This window comes from Planococcus sp. PAMC 21323, from assembly GCF_000785555.1.
Classification (GTDB): Bacteria; Bacillota; Bacilli; order Bacillales_A; family Planococcaceae; genus Planococcus.
In genome coordinates this window covers 2,694,216-2,708,892 of record NZ_CP009129.1, presented here as the reverse complement: position 1 = coordinate 2,708,892, position 14,677 = coordinate 2,694,216, and the positions used below count along the sequence as shown (strand labels likewise).

Below are 14,677 nucleotides of genomic sequence, written 5' to 3'. Positions count from 1 at the left end.
TATAAAATCCAATCTAATAAACTAACTTATCAAGAGAGACCGAGGGGTAGGCCCTATGACGTCCGGCAACCCCCAATTGGGAAGGTGCCAAGTCCTGCGGAATGTGAAAGCGTTCCGGAAGATAAGTCGAGAAAATAAACTTTTCGATGCCTCTTTCTTGATGAAAGAGGCATCTTTTTGTTGCTAGGGGGAAGCTATGATACATATTGAGAACTTAACGAAAACGTACATAACGAAACACGGCACCGTTACTGGAGTAGATCAGGTTTCACTTAGAGTCAGAAAAGGTGAGATTTTTGGGATTGTTGGATATTCAGGAGCTGGGAAAAGTTCACTGATTCGCTGTATCAACTTGCTTGAGCGACCAAGCTCTGGCAGTGTCGTAGTCGATGGCAAAGACTTAACTAAGTTGAGCAGCAATCAATTAAGAAAAGCACGATTGAAAATCGGTATGATCTTCCAACATTTTTATTTGATTAGTCAAAAGACGGTTTATGACAATATCGCTTTTGCACTTCGGGCGGCTGGTACACCTTCTAAAGAGATTAAAACACGTGTAGAAGAACTGCTAGAAATGGTTGGCTTGTCTGATAAACGAGACGTTTACCCGGCACAGTTGAGTGGAGGTCAAAAACAGCGAGTTGGCATCGCACGGGCATTAGCAAATAATCCAGCAGTCTTGTTATGTGACGAAGCAACATCAGCACTCGATCCTAATACGACTTTATCCATTTTGCGTCTTTTGAAAGAAATTAATCGGAAATTGAACATCACCATTGTGTTAATCACTCACGAGATGAATGTTGTAAAAGAAATTTGTGATCGAATGGCTATTATGCAAGGCGGACGAGTCATTGAAGAAGGACAAGTATACGATATTTTTGCAGATCCTCAAAAGGAGCTAACGAAAGAATTTATTTCTAGTGTCGTATCCTTTAATGTTCCAATACATATTTTGAAAGAATTTAAAGGAACTTTAGTGAAAGTGCTATTTAAAGGTGGTGTAGCAGGCGAAGGCGTTATTTCCGATATGTTGCAGAACTTTTCGGTAAAAGGCAACTTTTTACACGGAGCTATCGAGTATATTCAAGAACGACCACTTGGCGTCTTTATTATGGAGTTGAAAGGCGCTGAAATGGAAGTTATGGAGGCATTGCGGTATTTAGAAAATAGAGCGGCAATCGTGGAGGTGATATCGAGTGGGAATTGAATGGGGACGAATTATTGAATTATGGCCAGAAATACAAACAGCATTTTTCCAAACATTGATGATGATCGGCATCTCGCTATCGGTGTCACTGATTATTGGATTGCCACTTGGCATTTTATTGTTTATAACAGATCGAGGTTTGTTCCTAGAAAATCGTCCAGTAAATTCAGTGGTGGGCTTTATTGTAAACATTGTACGCTCCATTCCTTTTATCATTTTGTTAGTGGCACTTATTCCGCTAACGAAATTAATCACAGGAACAACAATTGGTCCAGTTGCCGCAAGCGTTTCTTTATCTGTTGCAGCTATTCCTTTTTTTGCTCGAATTGTAGAAAACTCACTTCGTGAAATTGACAAAGGTGTAATTGAGGCAGCGATTGCAGTAGGTGCTACACCATGGATGATCATTAAAGACGTGTTACTTCCTGAAGCAAAATCAAGTATCGTACAAGGGATTACGTTAACCATCATTAGCTTAGTCGCCTATTCAGCTATGGCTGGTGTTGTAGGTGGCGGAGGTATAGGCGATTTAGCCATTCGCTTTGGTTATTATCGATACGATAACACCATCATGATTGTCACGGTCGTTATTTTGATCGTACTGGTTCAAGTAATTCAACAAGCAGGAGACTATACAGCGAAAGCGATAGATAAACGATAAGGGGAGAATGACATGAAAAAATTTGGATTAATTGTAGCAGCAAGTGCATTGGCTTTAGCAGCATGCGGTAGTGAAGAAAACGAAACAACAGAAGAACCTTCAAAAGATATTAAACTAGGAGCTACAGCAGGGCCTTATAGCGATATGTTAAAACAAGCCATCGTTCCTGGTCTTGAAGAAAAAGGTTATACAGTTGAACTAGTAGAATTCAGCGATTACATTCAGCCAAACATCGCACTTGATGGCGGCGATATTGATGCTAACCTGTTCCAGCACAGCATTTACTTAGAGAATTTTTCAAAAGAAAACAATATGGATTTGTCGGGCTTAATTGTTGTGCCAACAGCACCAATGGGCATTTATTCAAATCAATTTGATACGTTAGAAGATATCGAAGACGGCGCAACTATCGCCATTCCCAACGATCCAGTTAACGCAGCGCGTGCTTTACAGATTCTCGAAGATCAAGGTCTAGTCGAAGTAGACCCAGAAGTAGATGATTTAAAAATTTCAGAAAGAGATGTTATTACAAACAAAAAAAATCTCGTGTTCCAACCAATCGAAGCTGGACAATTGCCACGTGCAGTTGAAGGATCTGACTTGTCTGCGGTTCCTGGAAACTTTGCATTAGCAGCTGAAATGGATTTATTGGATGCATTAGCACTTGAAAATATGCCTGATCAATACCGTAATTTAGTAGCGGTTAAAGCAGAAAATGAAGATAGTGAATTAGCGAACGATATAATCGGAATTGTAGAATCAGAAGAGTTTGAAAAGGTAATTGATGAAAATTTTGAGGGTTTTGGTAAACCTCAATGGATGACTGAGAAAAAATAGTCGTATTTAAATAGAAGAAAGCCGCTCCAGATTTTCTGGAGCGGCTTTCTTCTATTATTTATATCGTTTTAAGAAACGATTTTCACCATATGATGGAAAGGTTCCCCGATAATTGTCCATGGTTCTGAAATAGTAAAACCAAGGCGTTTATAAAGACGGATAGCTCCTTCTTTATCGATATCAACGTTAAGAGAAAGCTTGCCACCTCCGTCAGATGATACAAGTTTTTCTGCATAATCAAGTAATGTTGAGCCAATTCCTTTTCCTTGATATGCCGAATCGACCGAAACAGTATCGATATACCATTCGTCAGTATGGGCTTCAGGTTCGATTTTGCGCTCATGTCCCTGCTTTTTCAACTGTTTGATTAAGTAACGATCTAATGCCTCAGCTTGATTTCCGTGATAGAAGACTAAAATGCCCGCAATTCCACCATCTAAAGTTGCTACATATGTATATCGGTAACTATGACGTGTATTTTCTCCGCGAACCATTTCTTCGACTTTTTTCCGTACCGCTTCGGGTTCTTTTTGTGCCGTCATGTGATTCGCAATGTCACCAATTGCATTAATAATGAGTGGCGCCACTTTTTCAGCATCACTTGGTCGTGCTTGTCGTATACTGATTTCCAAGGTGGAAACCTCCTTTTACTTGATTAAAAACAGCTATGCCTGAAATAATGAAGAGTACAATAAAGTGAATTCGTGTTATGTAGTCTTCTAATGTTACTCAGAATTCGCTCAACTACTAGTATATCAATGAAGAATGCTTTTTACATAAAGGAGAGTTTTACATGAAAAACAAGAAATACGTCCTCACATATGGAGACGCGTTTGTGGACTATATTGCCGCAGATACTACTAACAAATCGTTTAATCGTCATCTCGGTGGAGCTACAGTAAATGTAGCTGCAGGTATTAGCCGTTTAGGTGTACCTTCTAGTTTTGTCACAATCACAGGGGAAGACGAGACCTCTACTTTTGTGCGTAATGAATTACTAAGTGAAGGTGTTGATTTAACACATGCGATTATGATTCCGGAAAAAAGAGTCAGTGGCGTTTACATTCATTTGACGCCAGAGTTTGATCGCGTGTTTGCTTCCTATGTAAATGAAACTCCGGACCTTCAAGTGACAGGTGTACAATTGAGCACGGAATCTTTTGAGCAAGCGTGTGCATTTCATTTTTGTTCGGGAACTCTTTTTCACCCAGAGGCGAGAGCGACTACGCAAAAGGCTATTGAACTAGCCAAAGAGCATCGTGTTATTTGTTCCTACGACGTCAATATTCGGCCGTTGCGCTGGGAAAGTGAAGAGTATTGTCGTGAAACTGTCATGAAATTTTTACCTGTGGCTGATATCATTAAGCTGACAACAGAAGAGCTTGCTTTTTTAATGAAGACAGAATCACTTGAAGAGGGAATCGAACGACTGTCCGGCAATGCGATTCCACTGGTTTTTGTAACAGATGGGGAGAATGGTACGTATGCAGTTTTTCAAGGCCAAACGATTCATGTGCCAGTTGTTCCCGTCCAACCTGTAGATACGACAGGAGCAGGAGATGCATTTATGGCAGGAATTCTTCGTCACGTCTATTTGTATGGTTTGCCTACCACACAACAGGAAGTCATGGAATGTGCCAACTTTGGCAATCAAATGGGAGCACTTTGTGCAACAAAAGCAGGTGCATTAACAGCGATGCCGCGTATTGAAGAATTGAATAAAAATAGAAACAAAGGGAGAGAGATGTAATGGCATTGCATAGTTTTCATTTAACGGCGAATTGGCCAGGTCTACGAAATGATGTAGGAGAAATTAGCACGGGTAATTTAAAAACGCAAATCTCGATTCCACCAGAAATGGATGGACCAGGAGTCGGTACGAACCCTGATGAGATGCTATTGGGTGCTGCGGCCACATGCTACATCATCACGCTTGCTGCAATGCTAGAGCGCAGCAAATTGGAAAAGCAATCGCTGACGATGGAGTCAGAAGGAATTGTCGAAGTTGAAAAAGGTGTCATAACGTATAAGCGTATTATTCACAAACCCAAATTGGTGTTAAACAGCGATGCTTCAGAGAAGGATTTGGCGGTCGCACAAAAACTAGCAGAAAAAGCCGAAAGCTCATGTATGATTACACGTGCGATTAAAGGCAATGTGGAAATTGAACTGCAAGCAGATATTCGGAAAGAAAACTAACGCATGACCATTTACTTCATCCCTTAACTAGTGGATGAAGTTTTTTGTTGGTATTGTCTTGAAAAGGAGCATTTTCTTCACATGAAGTATGATAGACTACAAATATTAAAAATTCAGTATCTTGTAGGAGTATCGATTATGAGGAATTTATCGCTTCAAACAAAAATTATATTACTAAGTATGTCATTGATATTATTTGTTACGGTTTTTTTTGGTGGCATTGTTATTTATAACGAAGTTGGTGATACCAAAGGTAATGTAGGAACACGTGCACTTGAAACCGCAATAGGTATTTCGGTTATGCCTAGCGTTGTAGAGGCGATGGACGATGACAATCCAGAAGAAACCATCCAACCAATAGCTGAGTATATGAGAAAGCAGGTGGGTGCAGAATTTATCGTAGTAGGTAATAAAAACGGAATTCGTTATTCCCACCCTTCACCAGAGAAAATTGGTAAAGTGATGGTAGGTGGCGACAATGATCGTGCATTATCAAATGCTGAATTTTATACCTCTGAAGCGGAGGGTTCACTAGGACCGAGTTTACGAGGAAAAGCTCCAATTTTTGATAGTAATGGAAATGTGGTTGGGCTAGTTTCAGTCGGCTATCTACTAGAAGATGTGCAGCAAATCATCATTCAAAAAAGTATAGAGCTTTTAAAGTTTGTTTTATTGGCTTTAGTAATTGGTGTAGTTGGAAGTATTCTATTAGCTAAAAATATTAGAAAAGAAACAATGGGACTGGAACCAAGGGAAATAGCCGCGATGTTTCGTGATCGGGAAGCGTTACTTTCTTCAATAGTAGAGGGAGTAGTAGCTATTGATAACCAAGGGAAAATTACTGAAATCAACCAATCTGCGGAAAACATGCTTGGGCTCACACAGGCCGTTATCAATTCGGATATTGCCGAGGTTCTACCTCATTCCCGAATGAAAGAAGCGTTGCAAAAGGATAAAGTTATGCGCAATGAAGAAATGCTAATTGGCGATAAAGTACTGATTATCAACCGTACACAAATTATGCATGAAAATGAAATTGTAGGTGCAGTTTCAACTTTCCGTGAAAAAACAGATATTCAAGAAGTGTTGGAAACTTTATCGGAGATTCGGCAATACTCAGAAGGATTACGCGCTCAAACCCATGAGTATTCTAATAAGTTATATGCAATTTCAGGATTGCTGCAACTTGGACAAAAAGATGAAGCGATTGAGTTGATCCAACAAGAAACAAAGATTCATGAAAATCAGACGAAATATATGCTGGACCATATTAAGGATAAAAAAGTGCAAGCTATCTTACTTGGGAAAATGGGGAAGGCATCTGAAAATAAAGTAGAACTACTCATTGATGAAAATAGCTCTTTAGAAGAACTTCCAGAACACTTTGATATTGCCAAACTGATTCACATTTTAGGGAACTTGATAGACAACGCAATTGAAGAAGTAGTGCAAAGACCCGTTAAAGAAGTTTCTTTTTTTGTTACTGATTTAGGCCGTGATTTGGTCATTGAGGTAGAAGATACAGGTCGTGGAATTCCAGCAGAACACATGGAAAAACTATTTAAGTTAGGATTTTCAACAAAAGTTGGAAAAAAAGACCGAGGGTACGGATTGGCAATTGTGCAGCAAGCAGTTGAAAAATTACAAGGGACCATAGAAGTCAATTCAGAGTTGGAAAAAGGCACTGTATTCACTGTCTTTTTACCAAAATAAGAAAGTGAGGGAAAGTTAATGATCCAAGTATATATTGCTGAAGACGATTTTCGAGTAGCGAACATTCATGAGCAATTTCTTAAGAAAATACCCGAAGCACAATTACTCGGCAAAGCCAGTAATTGTCAGGAAACCTTAAAAGCAGTACAAGAACACAAAATCGATTTGATTATATTAGATAATTATATGCCTGATGGCTTAGGGATCGACTTGATTGATGATATACGTTCTTTAAGTCCACAAACAGATGTTATATTAGTATCCGCTGAAAACGATAAAAGCTATATTGAACAAGCTATAGGCAAAGGAGTAAAAGGTATAATCATCAAGCCAGCAACATTAGAAAGATTCGTGTCGACAATTGTTAAATACATAGAAAACAAAAAAACCCTTCAAAACACCCCCGACATCGACCAACAATTTCTGGATAATTATTTTGGCGTGGAACTTGTTCAAAAACCGACTATTGGTGCAAAAGGGATTGACCCTCTTACTTTACAAAAAGTAAGAGAAATCTTAACAGGCAATCCATCTGGCATCACTGCTGAAAAAATGGGCGAACAAATGGGTGCTTCACGAACGACAGCTCGCCGGTACTTAGAACACCTTGTGACGATCGAAGAATGCTACGCGGAATTAGCATACGGAATTGTAGGACGACCAGAGCGACATTATTATATGAAAAAAGACTGATGTTATACATCAGTCTCAGCTCGTAGACAAAAGAATTATTATGTTAGTTAACGCATTAATAGTCATCTTATCCTATATACTGGATCCTTCGCTCCATGCGGACGCTTTCCGCGGACGAAGTGCTGAGCCTCCTCGTCGCAAGCTCCTGCGGGGTCTCATCACTCCGTTTTTCCGCAGGAAAGGCATTGTCCGAAACCTGTGAGGGCAAGCCTTTGCGACGAAGCTAGCGCAGCGATGCAGGAGCACATCTTTGCCCTTCGCCGCATTGCGCTTCGGATCCTTGTGTGATTACTCATTAATCCTCTTGAAAAGTGGAATCGCTGGTTATTCTCTCTAATTGGAGCTATATGCTAACAACCGTTCTGGCCACGAAGACTCCTATGGGACAGCGAAAGCTGAAGACCCCGCAGGAACGCAAGTGACGAGGAGGCTGAAGCTGAGCCCATGGAAAGCGCAGTGGCTGGAACGGTTGTGGTTATACACAACTATACATTTTCAATAGACTGTAGATAGAAGAGGTATTGGAATAAATTTATTCCAATACCTCTTCTTTATTTGTTTCGTCTATAAAAAAGACACTAGTGCTGGCGCGTCTACGGGGTATACGAAGCAAGAAGACAGGCGGTTTCCCTGGCTTCTTGCGGGAGTCATCCCCAAAGTGACCAGCACGGTTTTGAGACTTCATAAACTTGTGTATGTGGACAACCCAGACTCACACTTACTTTTCTTTTGTACGCTCTTCATCTATAAAAAATCCTCAAAATTCTTCGACTCGTCTATAAAAAAGACACCAGCACGGGTTAAGGCCATCTTAAACTGCATATGTAAATTTTTTCGACAGTAAAGACTGATGCTATTCATCAGTCTTTTTTGAGTGAACTTTATGAACAAAAAGAACTTAAAACTCTTTAAATAGCTTATTTTGCAAACGGTTACATTCTGAAAATTCAAAGTTATACTCAAGTTACTTAAAAAACGAGGAGGAAATCAGATGAAAAAAACAATGCTTACGACAATTTTAGCGGCAAGCACTTTAGTATTTGCTGGATGTAACTCAGAAGAATCCACGAATGAAACTACAGGTGAAAGTGGTGCATTCGAACCTACAAAAAATATAGAAATGGTAGCCCCGGCTGGAGCTGGCGGTGGCTGGGATACGACAGCTCGTGAAGTGGCAAGAGTTTTTGGGGAAACCGGAATTATTGAAAAGAATATGACCGTAATTAATAAAGAAGGTGGCGGTGGAGCCATTGCTTGGGCATATATTCATGGACAAGACGACAGTCCTTATAATTTATTTGTTTCTTCTCCTCCATTAATGTTCGTACCGTTAAATGGCCAGTCTGAATATGGTCATGAAGACTTTACGCCATTAGCAAATATGATTGCCGATTATGGCGCATTTGCAGTTAGCGCAGATAGTGAATGGGAAGACTTGAATGATTTGTTTGATCAAATGAAAGAAGATCCTGAGAGTGTAACAGTTGTAGGAACATCCTCACCAGGAAGCATGGACCACATGCAGTTTGTTCGTATTGCGAAAGCGGCAGGCGTGGATCCAAAAAAGATCAAATATGTATCTGACCAAGATGGTGGAGCATTAACATCAGTATTAAACGGCTCAGTGGATGTGTTTTCTACGGGTGTCGGTGAAGTAGTTGAACAAGTACGTGCTGGGAACATTAAAGTTCTTGGTGTGACAGCTGAAGAACGAATGGAAGGCGAAATTCTTTCAGACTTCCCAACAGCTATTGAACAAGGAATTGATGAAAGCTTTATTAACTGGCGCGGATTTTTCGGACCGCCAAACATGGATCCGGCGGCAGTGGAATACTACGAAGCTAAGTTCCAAGAGTTGAGTGAATCTGAAGAATTTGCTGAAGTCCGTAAAAAGTATGGTTGGAACGAGATGTTCTTAAGTTCAGAAGAATATGAAGAATTTTTGGATAATGAATACAAAGAAATCGAAGTGTTGTTAGAGGAAATTGGTTTAGGAAACTAAAGAAAGGAGAAACCGAATAAGCATTATTCGGTTTCTTTCTTTTCAGTATAAAGGAGGCGTTTTACATGTCATTAACGATCAATCGAAAAATAGCCCTAATCCTATTTGTCATAGCAGCCATTTACCTATTTTTAAGCTTTCAATTGCCAAATTATCCTTATGCACCAATTGATGCTGATGTTATACCAAAAGGATTAGGCATCTTAATGATCCTTTTATCTATTGCGCTCTTTTTTTCGAAAGCCATTGAAACTGAGGCGGAAAAAGAGAAACGTAATATTCCTAAAAAAGAACTACTTGTGCTACTAGCTGTTTTTGCCATGATTTTTCTTTACATTTTGTTATTTGAAATCATTGGATTTGTCATTATGACTGCAGTTTTTATCTTTTTCTGTTCATGGTTTTTAGGTTATACCAAGTGGAAATCAAATATTATTGTTTCAATTTTATTTCCTTTAGGAATGTATGCAATTTTTGTTTTTGCTTTAGGAATTTCGTTACCTAAAGGCATTTTACCAATCTAGGAGGTGTGGACTTTATGAATGCTTTTGATGGAATGATAACGGGTTTTCAAGTTGCTTTAAGTTGGGAAGGTATTTTGTTTGTTTTAATCGGAGTTATTGTCGGTACGCTGATTGGTATGATGCCAGGTCTTGGACCCATTAGCGCCATAGCCATTATGATTCCGATTACATATGGAATGGACCCAGCGCCTGCACTTGTCATGATGGCAGGAGTTTATTATGGAGCTGTGTTTGGGGGATCGACTTCTTCAATTCTTTTAAATGCACCTGGGATATCAGGAACTGTTGCAACGGCTTTTGACGGTTATCCAATGGCACAGCAAGGTAAAGCCGGAAAAGCACTGGCGATTGCTGCGATTGCTTCATTTTTCGGGGGAACCGTATCCGTTATTATGCTGATGTTGTTAGCCCCTGCATTATCAAGTGTAGCTATCTCATTTGGCCCACCTGCTTATTTTGCATTAATGCTCATGGGGTTAACAGCCATATCGAGTTTGTCTGAAGGCTCTACAATCAAAGCGATGATTGCTGCAGTTGCTGGTGTAATGGTCGTCACTATCGGGATTGACCCACAAACAGGGACTCAACGATTTACTTTTGGGAATGTGAATTTATTTGATGGATTTGACTTTTTAATTATTGCACTTGGCTTATTCGCCATCGCAGAAGTTTGCATGTTAGTACTCAATCGTAAAAATCGCAGCTTGAGTGATGATCAAAAGCTCGGTAGTTTAAAAGTGACGCGAGCAGATTTGAAAGAAATGAGCGGTCCTATGACGCGTCAGTCTTTTGTTGGCTTTATCCTCGGCGTATTACCAGGTGCAGGTGCAACAATCGCTTCATTTATTAGTTATATCTTTGAAAAACGGATTTCAAAAAATCCAGAGGAATTTGGAAAAGGATCTATTAAAGGATTAGCTGCACCAGAAAGTTCGAACAATGCCGCAACGAGTGGTGCATTTGTGCCATTATTGAGCCTTGGTATTCCAGGTTCTGGAACGACAGCAGTTATGCTAGGAGCGTTTCTTGTGTTAGGTGTTCAACCAGGACCATTATTAATGACCGATCGTCCAGAAATTTTTTGGGGAATTATTGCCAGTATGTATTTAGGGAATATTTTTCTATTAATCTTGAACTTACCGTTGATTCCTTACTTAGCCAAAATACTGAGCATTCCGAGACCATTATTAATATCATTGGTGATCATGTTTAGTTTGATCGGTGTGTATTCTATTAGTTTCAATGTATTTGATCTTTACATGCTTCTTGTTTTTGGTGCACTTGGTTTTGCTATGCGCGTATTTTCTTTTCCAGCACCACCATTTATCCTAGCGTTTATCCTTGGAGGAATGATGGAGCAGGCATTCAGACAGTCTATGACGATTTCAAATGGAAGTTTAGCAATCTTTGTTAACAGTCCATTGCCATTATCATTAATCCTGATTGCTTTCTTGTCACTAGTTATTCCAGGTCTTTTAAAATGGAGAACACGTCGCAAACTAGCTAAAATGTAAGGAGGGACAATGTGGTCTTTTCTAAAATTCGATTTTGGAGCTTATTTTTTCTGTTGAGTTTGGCTATTATCTTCTACATGTATACCGATATAGCGTCTACTTATTCACTGCAACAGCAATTAACGCTACTCTTATTGAGTATTGCTATCTATTTTTGGACACTTAGTTCTCTGCCTATTGCAGTATCGAGTTTTGTGCTGATTGGACTGATGTTGTTGTTCGGTGTAGTAGATGAGCCTGAAGAAGCTTTTACGGGATTTCTTTCGAGTGCCCTTTACTTTATTTTAGTGTTGTCTCTTATTTCAGCTGCTTTAGTAAGTGCAGGGATAGATCGGGTGTTTGCGCATATTATTCTAAAATTTAGCAGAGGTGGATTTCGAACAATCTTGTTCGGATTACCTCTGCTCATTTTGTGGATGCCCATTTTCTTGCCTTCAGCGGTTGCTCGGTTTCGTATACTTGAACCAATTATTGAAGAGTTAAATACTCGGTTCGGCTTTGGACAAGAAAGTTTATTTCGTAAATACTGCATGTACTTAATAGGTATGTTAAATCAAAATTCGACAATGGTTGTTTTTACCGGTGGCGGATTTCCAATCCTGGCTGCACAATTATTGAAGGACTTCGCAGATACTGAAATTTCGTGGATCGGGTGGTTTTTGCGTATTGCTCCGCCTTTATGGATTGCCATGCTAATTATTAGTTTTAGCGTCTGGTTTTACTTTAAGAAACATAGCGATTCTTTAGAACCTGTTAATACGGAGGTTTCTATAGAAGGAGATGAAAAGCTTCCACCTCGATTTTGGTGGATTATCTTGCCTTTTGGAATTATGATTATTAGTTGGATTGTTTTAGATCATCAACAAGTGCCATTAATTTTAGCACCGCTCTTATTAGTAGGATATTATGGGATGCCAGTAAATGGGCTAATCACTAATAAAACGGTAAGAAACTATGATTGGGAGAGCTTTTTGCTTATAGGTTCATCTTTTTCACTCGGTTACATAATTGAAAAGAATGGGACGGCTTTAGTGTTAGCCGAACAATTGATGAATTTTTTGCCAGAAGGACTTGGGGAGTTTGGCAATCTTGTTTTTATTGCGGGTTTTATTTTTTTGTTGCGCTTCTTATTCGTTGTGCCCTCAACATCAATGATTATTATTTTTCCTATTATTATGAACTATGCGCAGATTCTTGACTTGTCCATACTAGCGAGTGCATTTTTAGTGATTATGATTATTGGTGGTGTTACGATTCTACCCATTCACTCCCCAACAACATTTTTAGCTTTTCAAAAAAATGCTTTCTCACTTAAAGAACAACTTATAATTGGTAGTTATTCGAGTTTTGTTATCATGACAATCGCAATTACTTGGGCAGTATTTATTTGGTGAGTAAAAGAACAGCGATAAAGAAACCTCAAGGTTACTCATATGTTTAACGCATTTTATACGGGGTAGGGTACTTGTAGAGTGAAAAAATCATGAGGAGGAACCAAGATATGTTCAATTACACAGTAGATACATCAAAAACAGTGAGTGAAGCCGTTGAAGCCTTAGAGGAAAACTTAAAGGCAGAGAAGTTCGGTGTTCTTTGGAATTTTGATTTAACTGCAAAACTTCAAGAAAAGGGCGAAGACTTTGATACTCCATATACAATTTTAGAAGTTTGCAATCCACAAGAAGCAAATCGTGTACTATCGGAAAACTTGATGATTGGCTATTTCCTTCCATGTAAGATCGTTGTTTATAAAGAAAGCGACGGAGTAAAAATTGGAATGCCGAAGCCGACTGCTTTGATTGGCATGGTAGAAGATCAAAACATTAAATCGATCGCTGAAGACATCGAGCAACGCTTAATCAAATGTATTGATCAATCTGCATAAAAAGATATAAATATGTAAACGCGGGCTGGTCTTTATTTCAAAGGGACTTTCAATCATAATCTAATGTGTTGACTACATACCCTAAGGGGTATAAAATGAGGGGTAAGTAAGATATCCTTTATTTTATTAATAGGAGGCATCATTGATATGAAATACGATAAACTTGTTGAAAATCGATTGAAAAGAATAGAAGGCCAGTTACGCGGTGTTATTAAAATGGTTGAGAGCGAAGGAGAATGCAGAGACGTCGTTATGCAACTTTCAGCAGTAAGAAGCGCAGTAGATCGTGCTATTGGTGTTATTGTTAGCGACAATCTTGAAACTTGTGTTCGCGAAAGCATCGAAAAAGGCGAGAGCACTGAAAGTATGGTCAAAGAAGCTGTAGATTTACTAGTTAAAAGCCGATAATGAATATTAGGGTTGACTTATAAAAATATATGCTTTAACATACCCTGTAGGGTATCAAGAAAGTGCGGCGCCACTATAAAACGTTATTTTTTTTGGAGAAAATAAATACCCCTACGGGTAATTTAAATGGAGGCAATACAATGGCACAAGAGCAAAAGAAAACAACGATCGTATTATTCAGCGGTGACTATGATAAGGCAATGGCAGCTTACATTATTGCTAACGGTGCTGCGGCATACGATCACGAAGTAACAATCTTCCATACTTTCTGGGGATTAAATGCATTACGAAAAGAAAATCCACCTGCTTTGAAAAAAGGTCGCTTAGAAGCAATGTTTGGGAAAATGATGCCAAGAGGCGCAGATAAACTTGGTTTATCAAATATGCAGTTTGGTGGAATGGGTCCTAAAATGATCAAACAAGTAATGAAAAAGCATAATGCATTATCATTGCCACAATTAATCGAAATGGCAGAAGAGCAAGATGTAAAAATGATTGCTTGTACAATGACAATGGATCTCCTTGGTTTGCAACAAGAAGAACTATTGGACGGAATTGAGTATGCAGGAGTTGCAGCTTACCTTGGTGATGCGGAAGATGGCCACGTTAACCTATTCATTTAATTAAATTTAAAGAAGAAGGGAAGATGAAATATGGAATGGATTACATGGCTCATAGTTGGAGCAGCTGTTCTTTGGTTGGTTTATCGATTTACTACACCTACAAAAGGAGTTCAATCGATTTCTACAGAAGAAATGAAATCACAACTTGGTAAGAAAGATAAGCAATATATCGATGTAAGAACGCCAGGTGAATTCAAAGGAAATCATATTAAAGGCTTTAAAAACATTCCATTGAATGAATTACCGAAACGCATGAATGAGCTAGCAAAAGACAAAGAAACATTAGTCATCTGTCAAAGTGGCATGCGTAGTAGCAAAGCAAGCCAAATATTAAAAAAGAACGGCTTTACAGCAATTACAAATATTAGAGGCGGAATGAGCAGTTACCGCAGATAAAAGGAGAAGATT

Annotated in this window: 16 protein-coding genes and 1 riboswitch; of the genes, 15 read left to right on the top strand and 1 reads right to left on the bottom strand. The window is 39.0% G+C overall.

Going from position 1 to position 14,677, the window contains the following annotated elements:
* Positions 1 to 23: 23 nt before the first annotated feature.
* Positions 24 to 128: riboswitch (SAM riboswitch) on the top strand.
* 68 nt (positions 129 to 196) lie between these two features.
* Genes PLANO_RS13375 through PLANO_RS13365 form a run of 3 tightly spaced genes read left to right on the top strand, consistent with a single transcriptional unit; the run spans position 197 to position 2,708 of the window.
* Positions 197 to 1,210: a methionine ABC transporter ATP-binding protein gene (locus PLANO_RS13375; RefSeq protein WP_038704938.1), complete on the top strand. Its 1,014-nt coding sequence runs from the start codon at positions 197 to 199 to the stop codon at positions 1,208 to 1,210.
* Positions 1,200 to 1,871, top strand: coding sequence for a methionine ABC transporter permease (locus PLANO_RS13370; RefSeq protein ID WP_038704937.1), 672 nt, complete (start codon positions 1,200 to 1,202; stop codon positions 1,869 to 1,871). The genes PLANO_RS13375 and PLANO_RS13370 overlap by 11 nt, the downstream gene beginning before the upstream one ends.
* Before the next feature lie 12 nt (positions 1,872 to 1,883).
* Complete coding sequence (locus PLANO_RS13365; RefSeq protein WP_038704936.1) at positions 1,884 to 2,708, top strand: MetQ/NlpA family ABC transporter substrate-binding protein; 825 nt, start codon at positions 1,884 to 1,886, stop codon at positions 2,706 to 2,708.
* A gap of 68 nt (positions 2,709 to 2,776) precedes the next feature.
* On the opposite strand, the gene PLANO_RS13360 is transcribed toward PLANO_RS13365, so the two are convergent.
* On the bottom strand, positions 2,777 to 3,340 hold the full coding sequence (locus tag PLANO_RS13360) for a GNAT family N-acetyltransferase (protein WP_038704935.1): 564 nt from the start codon (positions 3,338 to 3,340) through the stop codon (positions 2,777 to 2,779).
* 161 nt (positions 3,341 to 3,501) lie between these two features.
* Here PLANO_RS13360 and PLANO_RS13355 point away from each other — a divergent pair, with 161 nt between their 5' ends.
* From PLANO_RS13355 to PLANO_RS13300, 12 genes are all read left to right on the top strand, one after another.
* Complete coding sequence (locus PLANO_RS13355) at positions 3,502 to 4,458, top strand: carbohydrate kinase family protein (RefSeq protein WP_038704934.1); 957 nt, start codon at positions 3,502 to 3,504, stop codon at positions 4,456 to 4,458.
* On the top strand, positions 4,458 to 4,907 hold the full coding sequence (locus PLANO_RS13350; protein ID WP_038704933.1) for an OsmC family protein: 450 nt from the start codon (positions 4,458 to 4,460) through the stop codon (positions 4,905 to 4,907). Before PLANO_RS13355 ends, PLANO_RS13350 begins: the two co-directional genes overlap by 1 nt.
* A 138-nt stretch (positions 4,908 to 5,045) precedes the next feature.
* A complete protein-coding gene (locus PLANO_RS13345; RefSeq protein WP_038704932.1) occupies positions 5,046 to 6,620 on the top strand; it encodes an ATP-binding protein in 1,575 nt (524 codons plus the stop codon).
* 18 nt (positions 6,621 to 6,638) lie between these two features.
* Positions 6,639 to 7,313: a response regulator gene (locus PLANO_RS13340; protein WP_038704931.1), complete on the top strand. Its 675-nt coding sequence runs from the start codon at positions 6,639 to 6,641 to the stop codon at positions 7,311 to 7,313.
* A 991-nt stretch (positions 7,314 to 8,304) separates the two neighbouring features.
* Positions 8,305 to 9,315 carry a tripartite tricarboxylate transporter substrate binding protein gene (locus PLANO_RS13335; RefSeq protein ID WP_038704930.1) on the top strand — a complete coding sequence of 337 codons (1,011 nt, stop codon included), beginning with the start codon at positions 8,305 to 8,307 and terminating at the stop codon, positions 9,313 to 9,315.
* A 65-nt stretch (positions 9,316 to 9,380) separates the two neighbouring features.
* A complete protein-coding gene (locus PLANO_RS13330) occupies positions 9,381 to 9,839 on the top strand; it encodes a tripartite tricarboxylate transporter TctB family protein (protein WP_038704929.1) in 459 nt (152 codons plus the stop codon).
* A 14-nt stretch (positions 9,840 to 9,853) separates the two neighbouring features.
* A complete protein-coding gene (locus PLANO_RS13325; RefSeq protein WP_038704928.1) occupies positions 9,854 to 11,353 on the top strand; it encodes a tripartite tricarboxylate transporter permease in 1,500 nt (499 codons plus the stop codon).
* Between the two features lie 11 nt (positions 11,354 to 11,364).
* Positions 11,365 to 12,747, top strand: a complete 1,383-nt coding sequence (locus PLANO_RS13320) for an SLC13 family permease (RefSeq protein WP_038704927.1) — start codon at positions 11,365 to 11,367, stop codon at positions 12,745 to 12,747.
* 107 nt (positions 12,748 to 12,854) lie between these two features.
* A complete protein-coding gene (locus tag PLANO_RS13315; RefSeq protein WP_038704926.1) occupies positions 12,855 to 13,238 on the top strand; it encodes a DUF302 domain-containing protein in 384 nt (127 codons plus the stop codon).
* 147 nt (positions 13,239 to 13,385) lie between these two features.
* Positions 13,386 to 13,646, top strand: coding sequence for a metal-sensitive transcriptional regulator (locus PLANO_RS13310; RefSeq protein WP_038704925.1), 261 nt, complete (start codon positions 13,386 to 13,388; stop codon positions 13,644 to 13,646).
* A gap of 140 nt (positions 13,647 to 13,786) precedes the next feature.
* Positions 13,787 to 14,269 (top strand): DsrE/DsrF/DrsH-like family protein, encoded by a 483-nt coding sequence (locus tag PLANO_RS13305; RefSeq protein WP_038704924.1) that lies wholly within the window; start codon positions 13,787 to 13,789, stop codon positions 14,267 to 14,269.
* A 30-nt stretch (positions 14,270 to 14,299) separates the two neighbouring features.
* Positions 14,300 to 14,665, top strand: coding sequence for a rhodanese-like domain-containing protein (locus PLANO_RS13300; RefSeq protein ID WP_038704923.1), 366 nt, complete (start codon positions 14,300 to 14,302; stop codon positions 14,663 to 14,665).
* Positions 14,666 to 14,677 lie beyond the last annotated feature (12 nt).

Coding starts and splice junctions, on each gene's coding strand:
- PLANO_RS13375 (WP_038704938.1), top strand. CDS start 197: ATGATACATATTGAGAACTTAACGAAAACGTACATAACGAAACACGGC.
- PLANO_RS13365 (WP_038704936.1), top strand. CDS start 1,884: ATGAAAAAATTTGGATTAATTGTAGCAGCAAGTGCATTGGCTTTAGCA.
- PLANO_RS13355 (WP_038704934.1), top strand. CDS start 3,502: ATGAAAAACAAGAAATACGTCCTCACATATGGAGACGCGTTTGTGGAC.
- PLANO_RS13350 (WP_038704933.1), top strand. CDS start 4,458: ATGGCATTGCATAGTTTTCATTTAACGGCGAATTGGCCAGGTCTACGA.
- PLANO_RS13345 (WP_038704932.1), top strand. CDS start 5,046: ATGAGGAATTTATCGCTTCAAACAAAAATTATATTACTAAGTATGTCA.
- PLANO_RS13340 (WP_038704931.1), top strand. CDS start 6,639: ATGATCCAAGTATATATTGCTGAAGACGATTTTCGAGTAGCGAACATT.
- PLANO_RS13335 (WP_038704930.1), top strand. CDS start 8,305: ATGAAAAAAACAATGCTTACGACAATTTTAGCGGCAAGCACTTTAGTA.
- PLANO_RS13330 (WP_038704929.1), top strand. CDS start 9,381: ATGTCATTAACGATCAATCGAAAAATAGCCCTAATCCTATTTGTCATA.
- PLANO_RS13325 (WP_038704928.1), top strand. CDS start 9,854: ATGAATGCTTTTGATGGAATGATAACGGGTTTTCAAGTTGCTTTAAGT.
- PLANO_RS13315 (WP_038704926.1), top strand. CDS start 12,855: ATGTTCAATTACACAGTAGATACATCAAAAACAGTGAGTGAAGCCGTT.
- PLANO_RS13310 (WP_038704925.1), top strand. CDS start 13,386: ATGAAATACGATAAACTTGTTGAAAATCGATTGAAAAGAATAGAAGGC.
- PLANO_RS13305 (WP_038704924.1), top strand. CDS start 13,787: ATGGCACAAGAGCAAAAGAAAACAACGATCGTATTATTCAGCGGTGAC.
- PLANO_RS13300 (WP_038704923.1), top strand. CDS start 14,300: ATGGAATGGATTACATGGCTCATAGTTGGAGCAGCTGTTCTTTGGTTG.